Genomic DNA, 24,072 nt, shown 5'->3' with positions numbered 1-24,072 from the left:
GAATCAGGCTCCTTGGGCATTGGGCTGAGTCTCGGGCTGTGCGGCGGGCGGTAGAGCGGTCTGCCCGCCGAGGCGGCTCCTCAGCCGCTGATGCCAGACCGGACGCTTCCGGGGAGGGACATGATCGACACCACCGGACGACCATGGATTGCAGCGCAGGATGCGCCAGGCCGTCAGCGCCGTCCCTTTCACCGCGCCGTGCACGTTGATGGCCGTGTAGCCATAGTGCGAGCACGACGGGTAGTACTTGCAGACCGGCCCCAGCATCGGGCTGATGGTCCACTGGTACAGCTTGATCAGCCAGAGCAGTGGGTACTTCATCGCGGTACCGTCCCCTTACCTCCGGTAGGGGCACCGAGCAGACGCCGCAGAGCGGTGTCCAGGTCGCGGGCCAGTTCCTCGTGGTCCGCCTCACCGGCACCGGGCAGCGCCCTTACGACCACCAGGCTACCCGCGGGCAGACGGTCGAGGCGGTCCCGCATCAGATGGCGAAGCCTCCGCTTCACCAGGTTGCGGACCACCGCGCCGCCGACCGCCTTGCTGACGACGAAACCCGCACGCACCGGGAGAGCACTCTCCCCAGGTGCGTGCGGGTCCGTTGTACCGCTACGAAGATGGACGACGAGGAGCGGGCGCCCGGCCCTGCGTCCTCGGCGTACCGCGGTCGCAAAGTCCTCGCGCCGCCTCAGCCGATGCTCGGTAGGCAGCACGTCATGACCTTGATGCGATCAGGCGGAAAGACGCGCGCGACCCTTGCCACGGCGGGCCGCGAGAATCGCGCGGCCGGCACGGGTGCGCATCCGCAGCCGGAAGCCGTGGGTCTTAGCGCGGCGGCGGTTGTTCGGCTGGAAGGTGCGCTTGCTCACTCGGGGGCTCCAGAAATGAATCGGGTGATGGCGGGACATCGCCTGGCTGTCACCGTGCGCCCACGAGAAGCTCGCAATACGCCCGAGTGCACCGCTTCACGACCACACGGAGTGGTCTTTGCCCATCGGAGGCAGGCGGCAGCAGCCATCGACAACTCGACCTGGTTACGGTACGCGCGGCGTGGCCGTCCGGTCAAACCGGTGCCCCGCCGGGCCCCGTGCGGGCGGGATGGGAGGCACCGCGGCGGGCTCCCGGAGCCGCCGGTTCCGGGCCCGGAGTCCGCCGGGTCACGGGGTCAGTAGAACGCCGGGCGTCCATACATGGCACATTTGTACACACCCTGTGGACAACGACTTGAACCGCACACCTCGGCCTGACTACCGTAGCTGGGCTCCGAATCCTTCCCGCCCGTCCCGAGAACCACACATCGGTGGGACCTGTCGGCGTCCCCCACCCAGCGAGTGAGAGAGCGTGCCCTGTGGCTGACGTACCTGCCGATCTTGCCGCAGTGTGGCCACGCGTGCTGGAGCAGCTCCTCGGCGAGGGGCGCGGCCACGGCGTCGAGGCGAAGGACGAGCACTGGATCAAGCGGTGCCAGCCCTTGGCGCTGGTGGCCGACACCGCCCTGCTCGCCGTGCCCAACGAGTTCGCCAAGGGGGTGCTCGAAGGCCGGCTGGCGCCGCTGATCAGCGAGACCCTCAGCCGCGAGTGCGGGCGCCCGATCCGGATCGCGATCACCGTCGACGACTCCGCGGGCGAGCCGCCCGCCCCGCCGCAGCGCCACCAGCAGCCGTCCTCGCGCTACGAGGAACCGCAGCGCGAGCCGTACGACGGCCGGGACCAGCGCGAGGGCTACGAGACCGGCCGGGACGCCCGCGAGCCGTACGAGCGGGAGGGCCGGGAGAACTACGACGGCTACGGCAGGCCGTCGGACGAGCTGCCCACCGCCCGTCCCGCGTATCCCGACTACCCCCAGCAGCGCCCCGAGCCCGGCGCCTGGCCCCGCCCGCAGGAGGAGTACGGCTGGCAGCAGCCGCGGCTCGGCGGTTTCGCCGACGCCGGCGACCCGTACGCCCCGCAGCACGGCCGGCGCCCGTACGAGCAGCAGCGCCGCGACCACGGCGAGCCGACGGACCGGCCGCGCGTCGGACCGGCCGGCCGTCCCGGCCCGGGGGACCACGCCGGCCCCGGCGGCCACCGCGGTCCGGGGGGCCAGGCCGTCCCCGGGGCGCCCACCGGCGCTCCCGGACCGCTCGCCGCGCAGCCCGCGCCCGCCACCGGCCCCGGTGAGCCGACGGCCCGGCTGAACCCCAAGTACCTCTTCGACACCTTCGTCATCGGGGCGTCGAACCGCTTCGCCCACGCGGCCGCCGTCGCGGTCGCCGAGGCACCCGCCAAGGCCTACAACCCGCTGTTCATCTACGGCGAGTCCGGCCTGGGGAAGACCCACCTGCTCCATGCGATCGGGCACTACGCCCGCAGCCTGTACCCGGGGACCCGGGTGCGCTACGTGAGCTCCGAGGAGTTCACCAACGAGTTCATCAACTCCATCCGCGACGGCAAGGCGGACGCGTTCCGCAAGCGCTACCGCGACATGGACATCCTGCTGGTCGACGACATCCAGTTCCTGGCCAGCAAGGAGTCCACGCAGGAGGAGTTCTTCCACACCTTCAACACCCTGCACAACGCCAACAAGCAGATCGTGCTGTCCTCGGACCGGCCGCCCAAGCAGCTGGTGACGCTGGAGGACCGGCTCCGCAACCGCTTCGAGTGGGGACTGATCACCGATGTGCAGCCGCCGGAGCTGGAGACCCGCATCGCGATCCTGCGGAAGAAGGCGGTCCAGGAGCAGCTGAACGCGCCGCCGGAGGTGCTGGAGTTCATCGCCTCGCGGATCTCCCGGAACATCCGCGAGCTGGAGGGCGCGCTGATCCGCGTCACCGCGTTCGCCAGCCTCAACCGGCAGCCGGTGGACCTGGGGCTGACCGAGATCGTGCTGAAGGACCTGATCCCCGGCGGTGAGGACGCCGCCCCGGAGATCACCGCCCCCGCCATCATGGCGGCGACCGCGGACTACTTCGGGCACACCGTGGACGACCTGTGCGGGGCCTCGCGCAGCCGGGTGCTGGTCACCGCACGGCAGATCGCGATGTACCTGTGCCGCGAGCTCACCGACCTGTCGCTGCCGAAGATCGGCGCCCAGTTCGGCGGCCGCGACCACACGACCGTGATGCACGCGGACCGCAAGATCCGGGCGCTGATGGCCGAGCGGCGCTCGATCTACAACCAGGTCACCGAGCTGACGAACCGCATCAAGAACGGCTGACCGGCCGGGCCGCCCGGACTCCGCCACGGGCCCGCCGGGCCGGCGGAGGCGGTGTGGCGGGCCGCCGAGGGCGCTTCGGAGGAGGACTCCGCGGCGCCCTTCGCGCCGTCCGCGGCCGGACACGCGCCGGCGGCGGCCGCAAGCGCCTAAGCCCCCGCACCACCCGCCGGAGCCCGCCCGAGGCACGCCCAGCTTCGCGCCCGGGCCCGTCCGGGGCCCGCCCGAGGCCCGTCCGGGGCGCGCCCGAGGCCCGTCCGGGGCGCGACGGGACACGTCCGGAACCCGTCCGAGGCGCGACCGAACGCGTCCGGGAAAGCTTCCCGGGACACCTGGCGGCGCTCCCGCGGCTCCCCGAGGCCTCTCGACGGCCTCCTCCGGCACGCTCCCGAGAGCCATCCGCAGGCCCGTACCCGAAGGCTTCCGGCGAGCTGCCTGCCGACCTCCCGCAGGCACGTCCCCGAAGGCCCGGAGGCTTCCGGCGAGCGCCCAGCCGCCTGCCCCCAAGAGCCTCCGCCGGCTTCCCGAGAGTTCCCCGAGAGCCTCCGCAGAGCCTCCGCCGGCTTCCCCGGAACGGCTTCCCCACACCTCCCAGGAGTCTGTGGAGGGCCTTCCGGCGGGCTTCCCGCGGCCTTCCCCAGGGCCGCTCGGGGGCTTCCCGGGCCGTCAGATCCGCTTCCGGACGCTCCGTGGTCCGCACACCCGCACCGAACAGGGCTGCCGCCGTGTTCGATTACCTGTCCCGAGGCTCCGTTTCTCCACAGGAATCGCGGTTTTCCACCGTCCACACCCTGGGGAAGCCGAGGTTGTCCCGATCTTGTCCACAGCTCGTCATCGGGGATGATGATCAGCCCAGGTCAGCCGGTTGTGGATTTGTGGCCGACGGGCTTCCACAGACTGTGGATGAAGGATCTGTCCACAGCACCCGCTCCGCGTTGTCCACCGGCCGCCCACAGCGAACCGGCCCTTGCCCACAGCTTCTCCACACCCTTGTCCACTGTTCGGCAACACAACACCCCTCGTCGCCGGTGCGAGTGAAAGGCGTCACATGAAGATGCCTGATTGGGCTGTGGGGAACCTGGGTAAAACTGGGGATGCCGCTGGGGAGAACCAGGCATCCCCTGTGCATCGGGTGTGCAGAACTTTCCCCGATCCACAGCACCCCCTGGTTATCCACTGCCTCCACCCACAGGGGCAGTGGATAAAAAAGCGGGTCTGACCTGCGCAAAGCAGGTTTTCCACGGTTTCCACAGGCCCTACTACTACGACCACGTAGAGAGAGCGCGGAAATCGTTTCGAAGCGGGGCCTGTGCACAACTCGGCGCCGAGCCGCCCGGGGCCCCTCGCTCCGACTTGACCCCGAGCCGTCCACGCTGTCGGTGGCGTGCGTCAGACTGGTCTGGCGGCAGTCAGCCGACGACGAAGGCCAGCAAGGCGAGCCAGCAACAAGCAGGAGGCGGCTTACGGTGAAGATCCGGGTGGAGCGCGATGTACTGGCGGAGGCAGTGGCCTGGGCGGCCCGCAGCCTTCCGGCCCGTCCGCCGGTGCCGGTCCTCGCCGGCCTCCTGCTGAAGGCCGAGGAGGGCGCGCTGAGCCTCTCCGGCTTCGACTACGAGGTCTCGGCCCGGGTCTCGGTGGAGGCGGACATCGACGAGGAGGGCACCGTCCTGGTGTCCGGCCGGCTGCTGGCCGACATCTGCCGTTCGCTCCCCAACCGGCCGGTGGAGATTTCCACAGACGGTGTACGGGTCACCGTGCTCTGCGGCTCCTCGCGCTTCACCCTCCACACCCTGCCCGTGGAGGAGTACCCGGCCCTGCCCCAGATGCCCACCGCCACCGGCACCGTGCCCGGTGAGGTCTTCGCCGCCGCCGCCGCCCAGGTCGCCATCGCCGCCGGTCGGGACGACACCCTCCCGGTGCTCACCGGTGTGCGGATCGAGATCGAGGGCGACACCGTCACGCTGGCCTCCACCGACCGCTACCGCTTCGCGGTCCGCGAGTTCCTGTGGAAGCCGGAGACCCCGGACATCTCCGCGGTCGCGCTGGTCCCCGCCAAGACGCTGCTGGACACGGCCAAGTCGCTGACCAGCGGCGACACCGTGGCACTGGCGCTCTCCGGCGCGGGCGCGGGCGAGGGCCTGATCGGTTTCGAGGGCGCCGGCCGCCGCACCACGACCCGGCTCCTCGAAGGCGACCTGCCGAAGTACCGGACGCTGTTCCCGACCGAGTTCAACTCGGTGGCGGTGATCGAGACGGCGCCGTTCGTGGAGGCCGTCAAGCGCGTGGCCCTGGTGGCCGAGCGGAACACCCCGGTCCGGCTGAGCTTCGAGCAGGGCGTGCTGATCCTGGAGGCCGGCTCGAGCGACGACGCACAGGCTGTGGAGCGGGTGGACGCCCAGCTCGAGGGCGACGACATCTCGATCGCCTTCAACCCGACCTTCCTGCTGGACGGACTGAGCGCGATCGACGCCCCGGTCGCCCAGCTGTCGTTCACCACCTCCACCAAGCCGGCGCTGCTCAGCGGCCGCCCGGCGGTGGACGCGGAGGCGGACGACGCGTACAAGTACCTGATCATGCCGGTCCGGCTCTCCGGCTGACCCGCGCTCCGCGGTCCGGCCCTCCTCCGCGGGGGGCGGTGACCGCTGCGGCCGTCGCCCGGCGGCCGGCGGGGCGGTGCCCTCCCGGGTCCCGCCCCGCCACCGTTGAGCGGCTGAGCCCACGGATGTGCACGGGATGGCGGGCGTAGGCTCGGACCCGGGTACGAAGCGCGCGACAGCGCAAGGACTACGTCATGAAGGATCACTGATGGAGCTCGGTCTCGTCGGCCTCGGCAAGATGGGCGGCAACATGCGCGAGCGCATCCGCCGCGCAGGCCACACCGTCATCGGATACGACCGCAACCCGGACATCGCCGATGTGCACAGCCTCGAAGAGCTGGTGGGACGGCTGCAGGGGCCACGCGTCGTGTGGGTCATGGTGCCGGCCGGGGTGGCGACCCAGACCACCATCGACGAGCTCGCCGAGCTGCTCTCGCCCGGCGACGTGGTCGTCGACGGCGGCAACTCGCGCTGGACCGACGACGAGAAGCACGCCGAGCAGCTGGCCGCCAAGGGCATCGGCTTCGTCGACTGCGGCGTCTCCGGCGGGGTGTGGGGCCTGGAGAACGGCTACGCCCTGATGTACGGCGGCGACGCCGAGCACGTGGCGAAGGTGCAGCCGGTCTTCGACGCGCTCAAGCCCGAGGGGGAGTTCGGCGCGGTCCACGCGGGCAAGGTCGGCGCCGGCCACTTCGCGAAGATGGTCCACAACGGCATCGAGTACGCGATGATGCAGGCCTTCGCCGAGGGCTGGGAGCTGCTGGAGGCGGTGGACTCGGTCACCGACGTCCGCGAGGTCTTCCGCTCCTGGCAGGAGGGCACGGTCATCCGCTCCTGGCTGCTGGACCTGGCGGTCCGCGCGCTCGACGACGACGAGCACCTGGAGAAGCTGCGGGGCTACGCCGCGGACTCCGGCGAGGGCCGGTGGACGGTGGAGGCCGCGATCGACAACGCGGTGCCGCTGCCCGCGATCACCGCGTCGCTCTTCGCGCGCTTCGCGTCCCGCCAGGACGACTCCCCGCAGATGAAGATGATCGCCGCGCTGCGCAACCAGTTCGGCGGCCACGCGGTGGAGAACAAGTAGCAGCCGGGCCACCGGAAGAAACAGCAAGCACCGCACGCCGGGGGAGGTCGGCAGGAAAACCGTGCACGTCACACATCTCTCACTCGCCGACTTCCGCTCGTACGCCCGGGCCGAGGTTCCGCTCGACCCGGGCGTCACGGCGTTCGTCGGCCCCAACGGCCAGGGCAAGACCAATCTGGTCGAGGCGATCGGCTATCTGGCGACGCTGGGCAGCCACCGGGTCTCCGCGGACGCCCCGCTGGTGCGGATGGGCGCCGACCGGGCGATCGTGCGGGCCGCGGTGGTGCAGGGCGAGCGCCGGCAGCTGATCGAGCTGGAGCTCAACCCGGGCAAGGCCAACCGGGCCCGCATCAACAGGTCCTCGCAGGTCAGGCCGCGTGATGTGCTCGGAATCCTGCGGACGGTGCTGTTCGCGCCGGAGGACCTGGCGCTGGTCAAGGGGGACCCCGGGGAGCGGCGCCGGTTCCTCGACGAACTGGTCACCGCGCGCAGTCCGCGGATGGCCGGGGTGCGCGGGGACTACGACCGGGTGCTCAAGCAGCGCAACACGCTGCTGAAGTCCGCCGCCATGGCCCGGCGGCACGGCGGGCGGTCGGGAACGGACCTGTCCACCCTGGACGTGTGGGACCAGCACCTGGCACGGGCCGGCGCCGAGCTGCTCGCCCAGCGGCTCGATCTGATCGCGGCCCTGCAGCCGCTGGCCGACAAGGCCTACGAGCAGCTGGCGCCGGGCGGTGGCCCGGTGGCCTTCGACTACCGCGCCTCGACCGGCCCCGAGCCGCTCACCGCCGGGACGCGGGAGGAGCTGTACGGGGTGCTGCTGGACGCGCTCGGCGGCGCCCGCAAGCAGGAGATCGAGCGCGGCGTGACCCTGGTCGGCCCGCACCGGGACGACCTGGTGCTGCGGCTGGGGCAGCTGCCGGCCAAGGGGTACGCCAGTCACGGGGAGTCCTGGAGCTACGCGCTGGCGCTGCGGCTGGGCTCGTACGAGCTGCTGCGGGCCGAGTCCACCGACCCGGTGCTGATCCTGGACGACGTCTTCGCCGAGCTGGACGCGCGGCGGCGGGAGCGGCTGGCGGAGCTGGTGGCGCCGGGCGAGCAGGTCCTGGTGACCGCGGCGGTGGACGACGACGTACCGGACGTGCTGCGCGGCGCCCGGTACGCGGTCGCGGAGGGCACGGTCGAGCGGGTATGAGCGAGCAGCCGGTCAACGGCCCGCGGACCCCGGACGCCGGTCCGGTGGGGGCCCCGGCCGCGGCGCCCTCCGGGGTGGATCTGGCGCGGGTGGCGCTGCGGGCGGCGAAGGAGCAGGCCCGGGCGCGGGGGGCCGCCGCGCAGCAGCGGAAGCAGGCGCGCCGCGGGGGGCTGCGGTCGGGGGCGCGCGCCGACGGCCGGGACCCGCTGCCGCTGGGCGCGGCGATCAACCGGCTGATCACCGAGCGGGGCTGGGAGACCCCGGCGGCGGTGGGCGGGGTGATGGGCCGCTGGCCGCAGCTGGTCGGGCCGGAGGTGGCCCAGCACTGTGCGCCGCTGCGGTACGACGAGGACGCCCGGGTGCTGACCGTGAGCTGCGATTCGACGGTGTGGGCGACGCAGTTGCGGCTGCTGGCGCCGCAGCTGGTGGCCCGGCTCAACCAGGACCTGGGGCAGGGCACGGTCCGGCTGATCAAGGTGCAGGGGCCGGGCGGCCCCGCGCGCCGGTACGGGCCGCTGCGGGCGCCGGGCAGCACCGGTTACGGCGATACCTACGGCTGAGCCGGGGGCGGTCCCGAGCCGCACCCGTCGGCGGCCCGTACCGGTTCGCACACGTGCTCGCATGGTCATGCGATGGGGTGGTGTGCCGGGGCTTCCAGGGGTGTGGACAACCGGTTCGTCGGCGGCTGTCGCGTGACCCCGGTCACGGTAGCCCGCGGTTGACAGTCGGAAGCGCTGAGTGCCGGTGTGAGCCTCTTGGAGCCCGTACCCAGATATGGGGAGTCGGCTGCGGGAGGTTCAGGGCGGCACATGGGTACTCAGGCGCCCGCAAACCCCCATTCATGTCGCTGCTACCGGTAGACTGGTGGTAATCCCGCGTAGTTCGCGTGGACACGTCGACAAGCACTGAACGACGCAGCCGCTCCCGCCAGCCCCGGAGACGGCTTGTGCTGTGCCAGAAAGGGCGCTTCGTGGCCGATTCCGGCAACCTCAACGAGAACATCCCGTCCGGCGACGACGGCGAGGCATCGGCACCGCCGCCGTCGTACGACGCCAGCGCGATCACCGTCCTGGAGGGTCTGGACGCGGTCCGCAAGCGCCCCGGTATGTACATCGGTTCCACCGGCGAGCGCGGCCTTCACCACCTGGTCTACGAGGTGGTCGACAACTCCGTCGACGAGGCGCTCGCCGGGCACGCGGACACCATCGACGTCACGATCCTGCCGGACGGCGGGGTGCGCGTGGTGGACAACGGCCGTGGCATCCCGGTCGACCTGCACCCGGTGGAGAAGAAGCCGGCCGTCGAGGTCGTGCTGACCGTGCTGCACGCGGGCGGCAAGTTCGGCGGCGGCGGGTACGCGGTCTCCGGTGGTCTGCACGGTGTCGGTGTCTCGGTCGTCAACGCGCTGTCCAGCCGGGTGGCCGTCGAGGTCAAGCGGGACGGCTACCGCTGGACCCAGGACTACAAGCTCGGTGTGCCGACGGCTCCGCTGGCCAAGAACGAGCAGGTCGGCGAGACCGGCACCACGGTCACCTTCTGGGCCGACGCGGACGTCTTCGAGACCACCGAGTACTCCTTCGAGACGCTGTCCCGGCGCTTCCAGGAGATGGCGTTCCTCAACAAGGGGCTGACCATCTCGCTGACCGACCGGCGCGAGGCGCACGTCGACGAGGACGGCAACCCGCTCGCCGTCCGGTACTACTACGAGGGCGGCATCGTCGACTTCGTGAAGTACCTGAACTCGCGCAAGGGCGAGCTGGTGCACCCGACCGTCATCGGCTTCGAGGCCGAGGACAAGGAGCGGATGCTCTCGGTCGAGGTGGCGATGCAGTGGAACACCCAGTACAGCGAGGGTGTCTACAGCTTCGCCAACACCATCCACACCCATGAGGGCGGTACCCACGAGGAGGGCTTCCGCTCCGCGCTGACCAGCCTGATCAACCGGTACGCCCGGGACAAGAAGCTGCTCCGCGAGAAGGACGACAACCTCACCGGTGAGGACATCCGCGAGGGCCTGACCGCGATCATCTCGGTGAAGCTGGGCGAGCCGCAGTTCGAGGGCCAGACCAAGACCAAGCTGGGCAACACCGAGGCGAAGACCTACGTCCAGAAGATCACCAACGAGTACCTGGGCGACTGGCTGGACCGCAACCCCAACGAGGCGGCGGACATCATCCGCAAGTCCATCCAGGCCGCGACGGCCCGGGTGGCGGCCCGCAAGGCGCGCGACCTGACCCGCCGCAAGGGCCTGCTGGAGAGCGCGTCGCTGCCGGGCAAGCTGAGCGACTGCCAGTCGAACGACCCGACCAAGTGCGAGATCTTCATCGTCGAGGGTGACTCCGCCGGCGGTTCGGCCAAGTCCGGCCGGAACCCGCAGTACCAGGCGATCCTCCCGATCCGCGGCAAGATCCTCAACGTGGAGAAGGCCCGCGTCGACAAGATCCTGCAGAACAACGAGGTGCAGGCGCTGATCTCGGCGTTCGGTACCGGGGTGCACGACGACTTCGACATCGGCAAGCTCCGCTATCACAAGATCATCCTGATGGCGGACGCCGACGTCGACGGCCAGCACATCAACACCCTGCTGCTGACCTTCCTCTTCCGCTTCATGCGGCCGCTGGTCGAGGCCGGGCACGTCTTCCTCTCCCGCCCGCCGCTGTACAAGATCAAGTGGGGCCGGGACGACTTCGAGTACGCCTACTCCGACCGCGAGCGGGACGCGCTCATCCAGGCCGGCCGCGAGCAGGGCAAGCGGATCAGGGACGACTCGGTCCAGCGCTTCAAGGGTCTGGGCGAGATGAACGCCGAAGAGCTCCGCGTGACCACCATGGACGTCGACCACCGCGTCCTCGGCCAGGTCACCCTCGACGACGCCGCCCAGGCGGACGACCTGTTCTCGGTGCTCATGGGTGAGGACGTCGAGGCCCGGCGCTCGTTCATCCAGCGCAACGCCAAGGACGTCCGCTTCCTCGACATCTGAGTCGGCCCGTCGCCGGACCGCTTCGAAAGGATCACTGACCAGCAATGGCCGACGAGAACACCCCTACGCCTGCCGAGGCCTCCGCCGCTGCCGCCGCCGAGGGGGCGGCGATGCGCATCGAGACCGTCGGACTCGAGACCGAGATGCAGCGCTCGTACCTCGACTACGCGATGAGCGTGATCGTGAGCCGCGCGCTGCCCGATGTGCGGGACGGCCTGAAGCCGGTGCACCGCCGCGTGCTGTACGCGATGTACGACGGCGGGTACCGACCGGAGAAGGGCTTCTACAAGTGCGCCCGCGTCGTCGGCGACGTCATGGGTACGTACCACCCGCACGGCGACACCTCCATCTACGACGCGCTGGTGCGGCTCGCCCAGCCCTGGTCGATGCGGATGCCGCTGGTCGACTCCAACGGCAACTTCGGTTCGCCGGGCAACGACCCGGCCGCCGCCATGCGGTACACCGAGTGCAAGATGGCACCGCTGGCCATGGAGATGCTCCGGGACATCGACGAGGAGACCGTCGACTTCCAGGACAACTACGACGGCCGTAACCAGGAACCGACCGTTCTGCCGTCCCGTATCCCGAACCTGCTGGTCAACGGCTCGGCGGGGATCGCGGTCGGCATGGCGACCAACATCCCGCCGCACAACCTGCGCGAGGTCGCCGAGGGCGCCCAGTGGTTCCTGGCCAACCCGGCCGCGAGCAACGAGGAACTGCTCGACGCGCTGATCGAGCGGGTCAAGGGCCCGGACTTCCCGACCGGCGCGCTGGTGGTGGGCCGCAAGGGCATCGAGGAGGCGTACCGGACCGGCCGCGGCTCGATCACCATGCGCGCGGTGGTCGAGGTCGAGGAGATCCAGGGCCGCCAGTGCCTGGTGGTCACCGAGCTGCCCTACCAGGTCAACCCGGACAACCTGGCGCAGAAGATCGCCGACCTGGTGAAGGAAGCCAAGATCGGCGGCATCGCGGACGTCCGTGACGAGACCTCCTCGCGCACCGGTCAGCGCCTGGTGATCGTGCTCAAGCGGGACGCCGTCGCCAAGGTCGTCCTCAACAACCTGTACAAGCACACCGACCTCCAGACCAACTTCGGGGCCAACATGCTGGCCCTGGTGGACGGGGTGCCGCGCACCCTGTCGCTGGACGCGTTCATCCGCAACTGGGTCACCCACCAGGTCGAGGTCATCGTCCGCCGCACCCGGTTCCGGCTGCGCAAGGCGGAGGAGCGGGCCCACATCCTGCGCGGCCTGCTCAAGGCGCTGGACGCGATCGACGAGGTCATCGCCCTGATCCGGCGCAGCGACACGGTCGACGTCGCCCGCGAGGGCCTGATGGGCCTGCTGGAGATCGACGAGATCCAGGCGAACGCGATCCTGGAGATGCAGCTGCGCCGGCTGGCCGCCCTGGAGCGCCAGAAGATCATCCAGGAGCACGACGAGCTCCAGGCGAAGATCAACGAGTACAACGCGATCCTCGCCTCCCCGGAGCGGCAGCGGCAGATCATCAGCGAGGAGCTGACCGCGATCGTCGAGAAGTTCGGCGAGGACCGGCGCTCCCAGCTGGTGCCCTTCGACGGCGACATGTCCATGGAGGACCTGATCGCCGAGGAGGACATCGTCGTCACCATCACCCGTGGCGGCTATGTGAAGCGGACCAAGACGGACGACTACCGCTCGCAGAAGCGCGGCGGCAAGGGCGTGCGCGGCACCAAGCTGCGCGAGGACGACATCGTCGACCACTTCTTCGTCTCCACCACCCACCACTGGCTGCTGTTCTTCACCAACAAGGGCCGGGTGTACCGCGCCAAGGCGTACGAGCTGCCCGACGCCGGCCGGGACGCCCGCGGCCAGCACGTGGCGAACCTCCTCGCCTTCCAGCCGGACGAGCGGATCGCGCAGATCCTGGCGATCCGGGACTACGAGGCGGTCCCGTACCTGGTGCTCGCCACCAAGGCGGGCCTGGTGAAGAAGACCCCGCTGAAGGACTACGACTCGCCGCGCTCCGGCGGTGTCATCGCGATCAACCTGCGGGAGACCGAGGACGAGGCGGGCGGCGGCTCGGACGAGCTGATCGGCGCGGAGCTGGTGTCGGCCGACGACGACCTGCTGCTCATCAGCAGGAAGGCGCAGTCCATCCGGTTCACCGCGACGGACGAGACGCTGCGGCCGATGGGCCGTGCCACCTCGGGTGTGAAGGGCATGAGCTTCCGCGAGGGGGACGAACTCCTCTCGATGAATGTCGTGCGGCCCGGTACGTTCGTGTTCACCGCCACCGACGGTGGGTACGCCAAGCGCACCAATGTGGACGAGTACCGCGTCCAGGGTCGCGGCGGCCTGGGCATCAAGGCCGCCAAGATCGTGGAGGACCGCGGTTCGCTGGTCGGCGCGCTGGTCGTGGAGGAGAACGACGAGATCCTCGCGATCACCCTCGGCGGCGGTGTGATCCGCACGCGGGTCAACGAGGTCAGGGAGACGGGCCGTGACACCATGGGCGTCCAACTGATCAACCTGGGTAAGCGCGATGCCGTCGTGGGCATCGCCCGGAACGCCGAGGCAGGCAGAGAGGCCGAAGAGGTCGACGCGACCGACGAGGCCGACGGTGCCGAGCCGGAGGTGACGGCCGAGGGCACCCCGCCCGCGGCCGAAGAGACCGAGGAGTAAGTCGTGAGCGGAGCCACGGGCGCCCCGGCGGGCGGCGGCGGTGCGGACGGCCAGGGGCGGTCCGGTACCGGACCGGCGCCCGCGGCGGGCGCCGGTGGCTCCACGGCTGACGCCTCCCAAGGGGGAACGCGAACCGTGACGGATGCCCGAGGGCCGCAGTACGAGCCGTTCGCGGCCGGCCCGCTCCCCGGCGAGCGGTCTGCCCGGCAGCAGTCCGCGCAGCCGTACCACCCGCCCCAGGCCTACGCCCCGCCGGCGGCCGCGGGCGGGGCCCAGGGCGGGACCGCCGCCCGGAAGGCCACCGCGCGGCGGCCCAAGCAGGCCGCCTCCGGGGCCGCCGGCCGTACCCTGCCGCGGACCCGCAAGGCCCGGCTGCGGGTGGCCAAGGTCGACCCCTGGTCGGTGATGAAGGTCAGCTTCCTGCTCGCCATCGCCCTGGGCATCTGCACGGTCGTCGCCTCGGCGGTGCTGTGGATGGTGATGGACGCGATGGGCGTCTTCAGCACGGTCGGCGGGACCATCAGCGAGGCCACCGAGGGCCAGAAGGGCACCGGCTTCGACCTGGAGTCCTTCCTGTCGCTGCCGCGGGTACTGGGGTTCACCTCGATCATCGCGGTGATCAACGTGGTGCTCGCGACGGCGCTGGCCACCCTGGGCGCCTTCATCTACAACCTGTCCGCGGGCTTCGTCGGCGGTGTCGAGCTGACCTTGGCGGAGGACGAGTAGCGGGCTGGCGCACCACCCGCCGGGGACCGATCGGGAACCGATTTTGGGACAGGGCAGGTGGTGCGCTAATCTTTCGGTGCAGCGAACGCGCGGCTATAGCTCAGACGGTTAGAGCGCTTCCCTGATAAGGAAGAGGCCCCAGGTTCAAGTCCTGGTAGCCGCACCGCAGCGAAGAGCCCCGGCCCTTGTGGCCGGGGCTCTTCGCTGTTCCCGGCCGGTGCGGTGGCGGTCCCGGGCGGCCGCCGGACGCTCCGCCGCACGTTCCGCCGCCGGTCGGCCCGCGGAGGTGCCGTGTTCCGGCGGGTGCGTCCCGCGGCCCGGGAACGGCGGCCGGATGTGCGGTGGGCAGCCGTTCGACGGAAGTCCGGTCGGGCCCGTTCACCGGAGGGCGCCCCACCGTGCCCTCGGTGGCCCTTCCAGGCGCTGTGGCGGTCTGCCTGGTCTCCGGGGGCGGGCGGGCCGGAAGCGGGGCCGAGGCGGGCGCTGAGGCCGCCCGTGGCGCGGATACCGCCCGGGGGGTGGCTGGTTACTGGCGGGTTACTGGCCGGATCTCATACGGCTTCCGGATACGGCAGGTTGTTGCCGCTTCTGCCTGGGTATAGGTCACCGATTGATATCGGGCGGTGTGTATCATCGGGCGCCAGAGGTCCCCTACGTCAACGAAAGACGAGGTCGCGCGGTGAAGAAGCTTCTCCTGGTCGCACTGGCCGCCATCGGCGGGCTCCTCGTGTACCGCCAGATCCAGGCGGATCGCGCCGAGCAGGATCTGTGGACGGAGGCGACCGACTCCGTGCCCGCAGGTTCGGGTGTCTGAGGCATAAAGTCCTGTAACGGGGCCCCGACCGCCATGGCGGTCGGGGCCCCGTTGACGTCGGCCCGCGGCAGTGGGTTCACTGCCGCGAACGACCGGTCGCCGCCCGGCCGACGGCCCCGGGCCCGCGACGGACGGCACGACGAGCGATGGGGGCGGGATGAAGGACCGCGGCGCGATCAGGTCCGGCCTGGTGGCGGCGGTGGCGCTCGCGGCGGTGACCGGGCTCCCCGGGCCGGCCGGGGCCGCGCCGGCCGACGGTGACCGGGAGATCGCCGCCTACCGCCCGCAGGGCCGGGAGATCCGGGGCACCGCGACCGCCGGGAACGCGCCGACGATGATGCCGCTGGGCAGCTACGTGGACTCCATCGGGGCGGGTGAGACCCGGCACTACCGGGTCCGGCTGGACGGCGAGTCCGCCGCCTATGTGTCGGCGGTCGCCGTGCCCCGGCCCGGCTCGCCGGTCTCCGCCTTCAGCGACGGCGTCAAGCTGTCCCTGGTGAGCGCCGACGGCAAGCTCTGCGACCAGGCCCGCCCGACCGCCGAAGCGGTCGACCTCGCCTATCCGCTGGCCGGTTACGCCGCGCGGATCCCCCGGCCCGGCGGAGCCTCGCCCTGCCGGGAAGCGGGCACCTACGACTTCGCGGTGGAGCGCACCGGCGGCCGCGACGACGACCGGGAACCGGCCCGCTGGCCGCTGGAGTTGCAGTTCGCCCAGGAACCGGCGGTCAAGGGCGGGCCGACCGCGCCGCCGTCGCCGGGCAGTTGGAGCACCGAGCCGCCGGCCGTCCCGGAACGGAACGCCTCGGGCGCCCGGGAGCGGGCCGGCGGCACCGACTTCCGGACCGCCGGGCTGGTGTCCACCGGGGTGTGGAAGACCCGGATCGCCCCCGGTGAGACCCGCTTCTTCCGGGTGCCGCTCGGCTGGGGGCAGCAGCTCTACGCCGAGGCCGAACTGCCCGGCGCCCGGCCGCCCGCAGGCGGTTCGCCCGCGGACCGGGCCGGCGGCGGCGCGGACGACGGCCGGGAACGGCGGCTGGGGGACGCGTTCGGGGTGAGCCTGTACAACCCGATGCACGGCCTGGTGCGGCGCGGCGGCTTCGCGCCGTACCGCGGCGAACGGGCCGAGGACGTGCTGGAGCGCACCGCGCCGGTGGCGTACGGCAACCGGTACACGCGGGCGAAGAGCGAGGTCGAGGCGGTGAGCCTGGCCGGGGAGTACTACCTCGCGGTGACCCTGCACCCGGACGCGGCCGACTACTTCGGGGACACGGCGCCGGTCACCCTGCGGGTCGTGGTCGACGGCGAACGGCAGCCCGGACCGGAGTACGTCCGCGACCCCGGAGCGGGCCTCGGGCAGCCGCCGACCGGGCCGCGAACGGCGGCGTCGCCGGGCGAGGGGGAGAACCGTGCGCTGCGGGCGGTGGCGTACGCGGGCTTCGGCACCGGTACCGCGCTGCTGCTGGGGCTCGGGTGGTGGACGGTGATCGCGCGCCGCCGGGCGGGCGCCGCGGGAGGCTGACCGCCGCGGGGCGGCGCCATGCCGCCGTGCCACGCGGGACGGCGCCGGCCCGGCCGGGGGACGGCACCACCCCCGGGGCGGGGCCGGGAACGAGCTGGGGACGGGCCGGGAACGGGCCGGGTCCGGGTGCGGCCACCGGTCACCGAGCGGGCCGGCGGTCCGGTGATCGCCGGGCCCGCCGCGCCTGGCCGGTCAGCCCGAGGCCAGCCAGGCCCAGGCCCCGACGACGAAGCACAGCGCCGCGAGGAGCAGGACCGGGACGACCACCCTCGCGGGCGGCCCGGGCCTGCGCGCCGCCGCCCCGGGAGCCATCTGCCCGGCCGGCCCGGCCTGGGCGGTCGGCTGCCACCGGGGCGTCCCGTGGGGTCGGGCGGCGGGGCCGGTCGTCTGCCCGGGGAACGGTACGGCCGGTGGCCAGGCGGGCGTCGGGGTCGGGGTGGGCGTCGGTGTCGGTGTCAGCGACGGGGTGGGCGTCGGTGTCGGTGTCAGCGACGGAGTGGGCGTCGGTGTCGGTGGCGGGGTGGGCGCGGGGCCGGGCGGCGGGGTCTGGGCTCCGGCCGGCCCGGCCCCGGGCGGTGCCGGTGCCGGGGTGGCGGGGCCGCCGGTGGCGGGCCCGTAGCGGCCGGCCGGAGATCCGTACGGCCGGTCCGGCGGGAGGGCGGCGCCGTATCCCCGGGGTGCCGCGCCGTGCGGCCGCGGCGGCGCCTGCGGGGGCACCGGGCCACCGGGCGGCGCGGCGGCCGGCGGCGGGACGGGCCCGCGGGCGGGCGGGACGGTGCCCCCCGGCGGCAGCGGACCGTCGTACGGGCGCACCGGTTCGCCGTAGTGGCCGGGGTGCGGCGGCCGGCCACCGTACGGGGCCCCGGCCGCCGGCGCCCGCCGTCCCGGGCCCGGCTCCCCGGCCGCCGGGCCCGCGGCCGGCCCGGGCGCGTCCGGGGCGGGCCGTACCGCCGCGGGCCCGGGGCTGATCATGTCCGGCCGGGGCGGCGGGAGCGGGAAGCCACCGGTGTCCGGGGCGGGCGGCGGCAGTTGCGGAGTCGCCGGCGGCACCGGGGAGACGGTCGTGGACTCCGCGGACGGGGGTTTGCGATGCGAACGCGACCCTTTGCGCTCCGGCCCGTCCGGACCGTAGCCGGCGGGCAGTGGGCCGAGGTGGTCGAAGACCTCGATCAGCTCGTCGTCGATGCCCGGCTCCGGCAGCAGCTCGACGGCCGTGGCGAGGGCCTTCCGGGCTCCGGTGGCGGTCCGGAACCGCGCTTCCGGGTCGGGCTGCAGCAGGGTGGCGACGACCTGCCACAGCGGTTCCGGCACCCCCTCCGGGGCCGGTGGCACGCCCTGCTCCTGGAACCGGCGCACTATCGCCTCGGCGTCGGGCTTGTGGCCGCTGATCAGGTAGAGCGTCACCAGACCGACCGCGAACAGGTCGGCCGGGAAGTCCGGGTCGGCGCCCTGCATCTGCTCCGGCGCGAAGTACCCGGGGGTGCCCATGACGAAGTCGGCCTCGGTGAGCCGGGGTTCGCCCTTGGTCAGGGCGATGCCGAAGTCCGAGAGGCGCACGTGCGGCCGTCCGGTACCGGTCGCCTCCAGCAGGATGTTCGCCGGTTTGATGTCCCGGTGCACCACCCCCTCCTGGTGCACCGCGGCCAGCCCGGACAGCAACTGGTCCAGCAGTACGCAGACATAGCGGGGCGGCAGCGGCCCGTAGTCACCGATGAGGTGGGCGAACGAGCCGCCGCCCACCAGGTCCATGGTGAACAGGACCTTGTCGTCGTCGGCCGCCCAGCTCGCGGGCGCCAGCACATGCGGATGGTCGATGCGCAGCGCCTGTTCGCGGACGAATCTCAACAGGGTGTGCGCGTCGCTCTGCTGCAGCACCTTCGCCGCCACGTAGCGTCGTCGTCGCTGGTCCCAGGCGCGCCAGACGGCTCCCACGCCGCCGCGGCCGATCGGGTCCACCAGCTCGTACCGACCCGCGAAGACCTCGCCCATCGCCTGCCCGCGCCCGTCCGTTCGTCCGTCCCTGCTCGGTGAGATCCAGGTGCGACCGGTGGTGGTTCAGCCGGTCACCGCCGGTCAGTTCTGGTGCGACTCGTAGTGGGCGACGGCGTCGGCGGTGCGCCCGGCGCCGTACACCCGCAGGAACTCTGCCAGTTCGGGGTGGGTGGGGGCGAGCGAGTCCGCGGCCTCGATGATGTCCCCGGCGGCCGACACCGAGCGCAGCAGCGACTGGATCTCCCGCACCACGCGGCGCACCGTGGGCGCGCCGGTGCTGGCGGTGGGCTGGGTGTTGAGGACGGATCCGCCGGCCGACTTCTTGATCTCCTCCATGCGCTCGGCGGCCTCCGCGGCGCTGACCCGGCCGTCCGCGACCTGGCTGGACAGCTCCTGGAGCGCCTGCACCCGCTGCACCACCGCCGGGTTGCCGATCTTCGCCCGCTGACCGCTCATGAGCTGCGACAGCATGGGCGCGGAAAGACCGAGGACGGATGCCAGCCGGGCCTGGTTGAGGCCGAGGTCGTCGATGAGGCGGCGGAAGAGGGCCCCCAGCGGTTCCCCGTACCAGCTCCGCTGCAGCTCCCGTGCGCGGGCGGTGGCATCCTGCTGTGCTGCGTCCATCTCGCTCTCTCCCCTTCGCTTCGCTGCCGCGAATCTCGCGAGGCATCCTACGGACGGTGGCACGCACGAGCGATACCCGGTCGGGAAAGGGGACCGGCAACAGGTATCCTGATCGGCGACGGGGCCTTAGCTCAGTTGGTAGAGCGCCGTCTTTGCATGGCGGATGTCAGGAGTTCGACTCTCCTAGGCTCCACGCACGTCACACGAGAGCCGGGTGGACCCGATCGGGTCCACCCGGCTCTCGTCGTTTCCGCGCCCCGGGCCGCCGGGCCGCGGGACGCTCACCCCTCCTTGCCGCCGTCGCGCTCCTCGGGCGGGGTGTCGGACCGGGCCTGCAGTTCCGGGTCGAGCCGGACCGGGCCGGGCTTGTCGCCGTCCACCGACGTCAACGTGGTGCGTTCGTCGACCTCGGTGGCCGCGGGCGGCTCGACGAGCCAGTCCGGGTTGGCCTGCTTGTCCCACCACTTCCAGGCGGCGAGGGCGCCGCCGGCCAGCAGCCCGACGGCCGTGACGCGCTTGACCGCGCGGACGTTGCGGGCCCGGCGGGCCCGCCGCCTGGCCAGCTTGCCGATCTCCGCCGCGGTCACCTGGCCGCGCAGGGCGGCCACCGCGGCGGCGCCCCGGGCGAGGGCCTCGTCCCGGGCGGGGCCGGCGACCGCGAGCGCGTGCTGGACCCGGGGGGTGGTGTAGTCGGCGGCGTGCCGCGCGGCATCCCGGGTGCGGGCCGCGGCACGGCAGGCGGCGGCGTCCACCCCGGGCGGCAGGGCGGCGCGGGCGCTCTCGACCTGGCGGGCGACCGGCCCGTGGTACCAGGCCGCGGTGGCGTGCTGGGCGCGGTGCGCGGCGTGCGTCACCTTGGGTCCGAGCCGCGACCGGGCCTGGTGGGCGTAGTGCGTGGCGGCTTCCTTCGCCGTGCCGGCGTACGGCGCCACCACCTCCGCGGCGTGCAGGACGTTCTCCTTCGCGGTGCCGGTCGCGGCGCGCACGGTGTCTGTGCGGGTCACGGGATCATCCTCCTCGGTGGCGTCCTCCGGGGCTCGGCTGTCTCGGGGGCCGTCCCCTACTGGGCGAAGTGTCATCTTTCCGCCTCATTGAAGATCATGCCTGCCGGTGTGCCGGGCGGCATGCGCGGCCGGGCATCCGGGTCATGGCGGTCGGGTCACCGGTGGACGCGGGCCGCCGGTGGACGGTGCGGCGCCGGCCGGCCCGGGGGTGCCCCGGCGCGCGCTCGGGGCCGCACCCGCCCCCGCCCGCTCTGTCCCCGGGCACACGGTGCCCCGGCGCGCGCTCCGGGGGCCGGCGCGCCGCCGGAGCCCGCGGGCGCCCGGCGGCGGGCGGGGCGAGCCCCGCCGTGCTACTCCTCGTCCCCGCGGACGTGCGAGGATCGGAGCGCGCCGGTGAGCCGGGGCCGGTGGGAACCGGCGGCGGGAGCCCGGCGCGGCTGAGAACTACGGAAGGTGGATCGTGGCAGAGCAGCTCTACGCCACCCTGAAGACCACCCTGGGCGACATCGAGATCCACCTGCTGCCGGAGTACGCGCCGAGGACGGTCCGCAACTTCGTCGAGCTCGCGGAGGGCGCTCGCGAGTGGGTCCACCCCGCGACCGGACGCAGGACGACGGACCGGCTGTACGACGGCACGGTCTTCCACAGCGTGATCAGCGGGTTCATGATCCAGGGGGGCGACCCGCTGGGCAGCGGCATCGGGGACCCGGGCTACAAGTTCGCCGACGAGTTCCATCCGGAGCTGGTCTTCGACCGGCCGTACCTGGTGGCCATGGGCAACGCGGGGCCGGACACCAACGGCTCCCAGTTCTTCGTCACCGTCGCCCCGACCGCCTGGCTCACCGGCCGGCACACCATCTTCGGCGAGGTCACCGAGGCGGCGAGCCGCAGGGTGGTCGACCGGATCGCCGACACCCCGACCAATCCGCGCACCGAGCGGCCGCTGCGGGACGTGGTCATCGAGTCCGTGGTGGTGGAGCACCGGAGCGGCTGAACCGGGCCGGGCGCGGGGCGCGGAGCGCCGCGACGCCGGACGGGCCGCGGCCTGCCCCGGGAACCCGGGGCGCCGCCCGTCCGTCTTGAGGGCAGGTGGGGCGGGGCGCGCAGTGGAACCGCGCGCGCCGGAGAGCATCGCACAGAGCAAGCAGGGCAAGGGGAGACATGGAAGACCAGGCGGTCTGCTGCTACCGGCACCCGGACCGGGAGACCGGTATCAGCTGCACCCGCTGTGAGCGGCCGATCTGCCCGGAGTGCATGATCAGCGCTTCGGTCGGCTTCCAGTGCCCCGAGTGCGTGCGCGGTCCGGCCGGCGCCTCCGCGGCGTCCGGCGGCGGGTCCGGCGCGGTGCGCTGGACGCGACCGGACGCGGCCCGGCCGCGCACCGTCGCGGGCGGGGTGATCGCGGACGACCCGCGGCTGGTCACCAAGGTCCTGCTCGGCCTCAACGTGGCGATGTGGGTCGCCGTGCTGGTCGTCGGGGACCGGCTGCTGGACGAGCTGCTGCTGGTCGGCAGGGCCTTCGACCCGGGCTCGGTGCAGGAAGTGGGGGTGGCCGAGGGCGAGTGGTACCGGCTGCTGACCGCGACCTTCCTGCACGAGGAGCCGATGCACATCGCGTTCAACATGCTGTCGTTGTGGTGGCTGGGCCCGCCGCTGGAGGCGGCGCTGGGCCGGGCCCGGTTCCTCGCGCTCTATCTGCTGTCCGGGCTGGGCGGCAGCGCGCTGAGCTACCTCGTCTCCGACGGGGCGCAGGCGTCCCTGGGCGCGTCCGGGGCGATCTTCGGACTGCTGGGGGCGACCGCGGTGCTGATGCGCCGCCTCAACTACGACATGCGGCCGGTCGCGGTGCTGCTGGCGGTGAACCTGCTCATCACCTTCTACTTCAGCAACATCGCCTGGCAGGCCCACATCGGCGGCCTGATCACGGGCACGGCGGTGGCCTACGGCCTGGTGCACGCACCCCGGGAGCGGCGCGATCTGGTGCAGTGGGGGACCGCCGCGCTGGTCCTGCTGTTGATCCTGGTGACGATCGTCGTGCGGACGGTCCAGCTCGCCGGCTGATCGGTTGTCCACAGCGGATGACCGAAGTTGTGCATCCTGTGGAGAACATCTGCAACATCTGCCCAGGGGGCGCGCTCATCTGTGTTTCCCCAGGCAGTCCTGGGGGCGGCGGGCGGCGCCGGTCTGTCCGACCAGTCAGACCGGCGTCAACCTCGCAGGGGTTATCCACAGATCTTCTGAGTTTTCCCCTGCTGTGGATAACTCTGTGGACACCTCAGGGGTGAGGTACCGGCGAGCCGGTCACTTCCACTGCGTGGAGACCACGAACCCGGCGGCGATGAACCCGAAGCCGACCACGATGTTCCAGTTCCCGATGGTCTCGATCGGCAGCTTGGTCTCGGTCACGTAGAAGAGGACGATCCAGACCAGACCGATGAGGAACAGCGCCAGCATCAGTGGCGCCACCCAGCGGTGTCCGGTGTGCAGGCTGATGCTGGTCGCCTGCTTGGCCGAGGACGACGAGGGCGGGGTGAACTCGTCCTTCTTGCGGATCCGTGACTTCGGCACGAGGAACTCTCCTGTCGATGCGCTGCGTGACCGCGCGGAATCTGTACGGCTGGCGGCACCGGGGCCGGACGGCGACGGGGCAGCACTACCATCCCCCGGGCGTCCGTTAGCGTAGTGCTTCCGCGGCGTCGTAAGGAGTAAGGGTACGTTGAGCAATTCTGCTGACTTCCCCGACCCGGCACCACGACGCCCCTCGTTCCGGTCCTTCCGGCCGGTCCGGCTGCTGACCGCGGCCGTCTTCGCACTGGCCGGACTGATCTTCTGGATGAGCTTCAACACCGCCAAGGGCACCGACCTGCGCAGCGACGAATCGATGCTGCGGCTCTCCGACCTCATCCAGGAACGCAGCCGCAAGAACGCCGGGCTGGAGGAGAGCACCGCGACGGTGCGCTCCGAGGTCGACGGGCTGGCCCGCCGCGACGACGACTCCACCGCGGCCGAGGACGCCCGCCTCGCCGCGCTGGAGAAGGCGGCCGGCACCAGCCCGGTGCGCGGTGCCGGGCTGACAGTCACCCTGACCGACGCGCCGCCGGACGCCACCCCGCTGGTGCCCGGTGTCCCCGACCCGCAGCCCAACGACCTCGTCATCCACCAGCAGGACCTGCAGGCGGTGGTCAACGCGCTCTGGGCGGGCGGCGCCGAGGGGATCCGGGTCATGGACCAGCGGCTGATCTCCACCAGCGCGGTCCGCTGCGTCGGCAACACCCTGATCCTCCAGGGACGGCTGTACTCCCCGCCCTACAAGGTGACCGCGGTCGGCGACCGGGACACGCTGCGGCGGGCGCTCGACGCCTCGCCCGCCATCGGGAACTACAAGGAGTACGTGCGGGCGTACGGCCTGGGCTGGGACGTCGACGAGCACGGCTCGGTGACCCTGCCCGGCTACTCCGGCACCGTGGACCTCCAGCAGGCGAAGCCGGTCCCGTAGCCCGGTGCCGGTGCCGGTGCCGGTGCCGATGCCGGAGCCGGGGCGGTGGTCCCCGGGGCCGCGGTGACCGCCCGGCCCGCACCCGGACCCGGACCGGTGACCGCCCGGCCGCTGCCGGGCCGCCGGCGCACGGCGGGTCCGGTCCCGCGCCACCCCGCCCGGTCCCGCGCCACCCCGTCCGGTCCCGC

The 24,072-nt window shown here is 72.3% G+C and carries 20 protein-coding genes and 2 tRNA genes; 15 read left to right on the top strand and 7 right to left on the bottom strand.

Annotated features, from left to right (window positions below; translation table 11 throughout):
• Nucleotides 1-3: 3 nt before the first annotated feature.
• From yidD to rpmH, 3 genes are read right to left on the bottom strand one after another with little or no spacing between them, the layout of a single operon-like run.
• The gene (gene yidD / locus ACH4B3_RS13925; protein WP_398463041.1) at nt 4-321 is read right to left on the bottom strand and encodes a membrane protein insertion efficiency factor YidD; all 318 of its coding nucleotides are present in this window, start codon (nt 319-321) and stop codon (nt 4-6) included.
• Nucleotides 318-710 carry a ribonuclease P protein component gene (gene rnpA, locus ACH4B3_RS13920; protein WP_398463040.1) on the bottom strand — a complete coding sequence of 131 codons (393 nt, stop codon included), beginning with the start codon at nt 708-710 and terminating at the stop codon, nt 318-320. The genes yidD and rnpA overlap by 4 nt, the downstream gene beginning before the upstream one ends.
• A gap of 18 nt (nt 711-728) precedes the next feature.
• Nucleotides 729-866, bottom strand: a complete 138-nt coding sequence (gene rpmH, locus ACH4B3_RS13915) for a 50S ribosomal protein L34 (RefSeq protein WP_125638610.1) — start codon at nt 864-866, stop codon at nt 729-731.
• A 479-nt stretch (nt 867-1,345) separates the two neighbouring features.
• Here rpmH and dnaA point away from each other — a divergent pair, with 479 nt between their 5' ends.
• The 11 genes from dnaA to ACH4B3_RS13860 all read left to right on the top strand — a co-directional run bounded on the left by dnaA (nt 1,346) and on the right by ACH4B3_RS13860 (nt 16,768).
• Nucleotides 1,346-3,193 carry a chromosomal replication initiator protein DnaA gene (gene dnaA / locus ACH4B3_RS13910; RefSeq protein ID WP_398463039.1) on the top strand — a complete coding sequence of 616 codons (1,848 nt, stop codon included), beginning with the start codon at nt 1,346-1,348 and terminating at the stop codon, nt 3,191-3,193.
• 1,463 nt (nt 3,194-4,656) lie between these two features.
• The gene (dnaN, locus tag ACH4B3_RS13905) at nt 4,657-5,787 is read left to right on the top strand and encodes a DNA polymerase III subunit beta (RefSeq protein ID WP_398463038.1); all 1,131 of its coding nucleotides are present in this window, start codon (nt 4,657-4,659) and stop codon (nt 5,785-5,787) included.
• A gap of 208 nt (nt 5,788-5,995) precedes the next feature.
• A complete protein-coding gene (gene gnd, locus ACH4B3_RS13900; RefSeq protein WP_398463037.1) occupies nt 5,996-6,871 on the top strand; it encodes a phosphogluconate dehydrogenase (NAD(+)-dependent, decarboxylating) in 876 nt (291 codons plus the stop codon).
• 61 nt (nt 6,872-6,932) lie between these two features.
• Nucleotides 6,933-8,066, top strand: a complete 1,134-nt coding sequence (gene recF / locus ACH4B3_RS13895; protein ID WP_398463036.1) for a DNA replication/repair protein RecF — start codon at nt 6,933-6,935, stop codon at nt 8,064-8,066.
• Complete coding sequence (locus ACH4B3_RS13890) at nt 8,063-8,626, top strand: DUF721 domain-containing protein (RefSeq protein WP_398463035.1); 564 nt, start codon at nt 8,063-8,065, stop codon at nt 8,624-8,626. Before recF ends, ACH4B3_RS13890 begins: the two co-directional genes overlap by 4 nt.
• A 386-nt stretch (nt 8,627-9,012) precedes the next feature.
• Nucleotides 9,013-11,046 carry a DNA topoisomerase (ATP-hydrolyzing) subunit B gene (gyrB, locus tag ACH4B3_RS13885; RefSeq protein WP_398463034.1) on the top strand — a complete coding sequence of 678 codons (2,034 nt, stop codon included), beginning with the start codon at nt 9,013-9,015 and terminating at the stop codon, nt 11,044-11,046.
• 44 nt (nt 11,047-11,090) lie between these two features.
• Entirely contained in the window at nt 11,091-13,709 is a 2,619-nt protein-coding gene (gene gyrA, locus ACH4B3_RS13880; RefSeq protein ID WP_398463033.1) for a DNA gyrase subunit A, read from the top strand.
• A 3-nt stretch (nt 13,710-13,712) separates the two neighbouring features.
• Nucleotides 13,713-14,435: a DUF3566 domain-containing protein gene (locus ACH4B3_RS13875; protein ID WP_398463032.1), complete on the top strand. Its 723-nt coding sequence runs from the start codon at nt 13,713-13,715 to the stop codon at nt 14,433-14,435.
• An 89-nt stretch (nt 14,436-14,524) separates the two neighbouring features.
• A tRNA-Ile gene (locus tag ACH4B3_RS13870) sits at nt 14,525-14,598 on the top strand.
• A 516-nt stretch (nt 14,599-15,114) separates the two neighbouring features.
• Nucleotides 15,115-15,249: a DLW-39 family protein gene (locus tag ACH4B3_RS13865; protein WP_003958712.1), complete on the top strand. Its 135-nt coding sequence runs from the start codon at nt 15,115-15,117 to the stop codon at nt 15,247-15,249.
• A gap of 157 nt (nt 15,250-15,406) precedes the next feature.
• A complete protein-coding gene (locus ACH4B3_RS13860) occupies nt 15,407-16,768 on the top strand; it encodes a hypothetical protein (RefSeq protein WP_398463031.1) in 1,362 nt (453 codons plus the stop codon).
• Nucleotides 16,769-16,960: 192 nt separating this feature from the next.
• Here ACH4B3_RS13860 and ACH4B3_RS13855 read toward each other — a convergent pair whose 3' ends face one another.
• The gene (locus ACH4B3_RS13855) at nt 16,961-18,757 is read right to left on the bottom strand and encodes a serine/threonine-protein kinase (RefSeq protein ID WP_398463030.1); all 1,797 of its coding nucleotides are present in this window, start codon (nt 18,755-18,757) and stop codon (nt 16,961-16,963) included.
• 84 nt (nt 18,758-18,841) lie between these two features.
• Nucleotides 18,842-19,384, bottom strand: coding sequence for a helix-turn-helix domain-containing protein (locus ACH4B3_RS13850; RefSeq protein ID WP_398463029.1), 543 nt, complete (start codon nt 19,382-19,384; stop codon nt 18,842-18,844).
• 120 nt (nt 19,385-19,504) lie between these two features.
• Between ACH4B3_RS13850 and ACH4B3_RS13845 the strand changes: the two genes are divergently transcribed.
• Nucleotides 19,505-19,577 (top strand) — tRNA-Ala (locus tag ACH4B3_RS13845).
• A gap of 88 nt (nt 19,578-19,665) precedes the next feature.
• Here ACH4B3_RS13845 and ACH4B3_RS13840 read toward each other — a convergent pair.
• Entirely contained in the window at nt 19,666-20,388 is a 723-nt protein-coding gene (locus ACH4B3_RS13840) for a DUF5324 family protein (protein WP_398463028.1), read from the bottom strand.
• A 460-nt stretch (nt 20,389-20,848) separates the two neighbouring features.
• On the opposite strand from ACH4B3_RS13840, the gene ACH4B3_RS13835 reads away from it, so the two are divergent.
• Nucleotides 20,849-21,382: a peptidylprolyl isomerase gene (locus ACH4B3_RS13835; protein WP_398463027.1), complete on the top strand. Its 534-nt coding sequence runs from the start codon at nt 20,849-20,851 to the stop codon at nt 21,380-21,382.
• Between the two features lie 167 nt (nt 21,383-21,549).
• Nucleotides 21,550-22,449 carry a rhomboid family intramembrane serine protease gene (locus ACH4B3_RS13830; protein ID WP_398463026.1) on the top strand — a complete coding sequence of 300 codons (900 nt, stop codon included), beginning with the start codon at nt 21,550-21,552 and terminating at the stop codon, nt 22,447-22,449.
• Nucleotides 22,450-22,689: 240 nt separating this feature from the next.
• Here ACH4B3_RS13830 and crgA read toward each other — a convergent pair whose 3' ends face one another.
• The gene (gene crgA, locus ACH4B3_RS13825) at nt 22,690-22,956 is read right to left on the bottom strand and encodes a cell division protein CrgA (protein ID WP_398463025.1); all 267 of its coding nucleotides are present in this window, start codon (nt 22,954-22,956) and stop codon (nt 22,690-22,692) included.
• Between the two features lie 148 nt (nt 22,957-23,104).
• Between crgA and ACH4B3_RS13820 the strand changes: the two genes are divergently transcribed.
• Nucleotides 23,105-23,884, top strand: coding sequence for a DUF881 domain-containing protein (locus tag ACH4B3_RS13820; protein WP_398463024.1), 780 nt, complete (start codon nt 23,105-23,107; stop codon nt 23,882-23,884).
• Nucleotides 23,885-24,072: the final 188 nt, after the last annotated feature.

Origin of the sequence: Streptomyces sp. NPDC018031, from assembly GCF_044327625.1 — a bacterium.
GTDB lineage: Bacteria > Actinomycetota > Actinomycetes > Streptomycetales > Streptomycetaceae > Streptomyces.
Note: the sequence above shows the minus strand (reverse complement) of the source record. Positions and strands in the feature narration are given on the sequence as shown.

Coding starts and splice junctions, on each gene's coding strand:
- yidD (WP_398463041.1), bottom strand. CDS start 321: ATGAAGTACCCACTGCTCTGGCTGATCAAGCTGTACCAGTGGACCATC.
- ACH4B3_RS13850 (WP_398463029.1), bottom strand. CDS start 19,384: ATGGACGCAGCACAGCAGGATGCCACCGCCCGCGCACGGGAGCTGCAG.
- ACH4B3_RS13830 (WP_398463026.1), top strand. CDS start 21,550: ATGGAAGACCAGGCGGTCTGCTGCTACCGGCACCCGGACCGGGAGACC.
- ACH4B3_RS13860 (WP_398463031.1), top strand. CDS start 15,407: ATGAAGGACCGCGGCGCGATCAGGTCCGGCCTGGTGGCGGCGGTGGCG.
- ACH4B3_RS13890 (WP_398463035.1), top strand. CDS start 8,063: ATGAGCGAGCAGCCGGTCAACGGCCCGCGGACCCCGGACGCCGGTCCG.
- gnd (WP_398463037.1), top strand. CDS start 5,996: ATGGAGCTCGGTCTCGTCGGCCTCGGCAAGATGGGCGGCAACATGCGC.
- gyrA (WP_398463033.1), top strand. CDS start 11,091: ATGGCCGACGAGAACACCCCTACGCCTGCCGAGGCCTCCGCCGCTGCC.
- ACH4B3_RS13855 (WP_398463030.1), bottom strand. CDS start 18,757: ATGGGCGAGGTCTTCGCGGGTCGGTACGAGCTGGTGGACCCGATCGGC.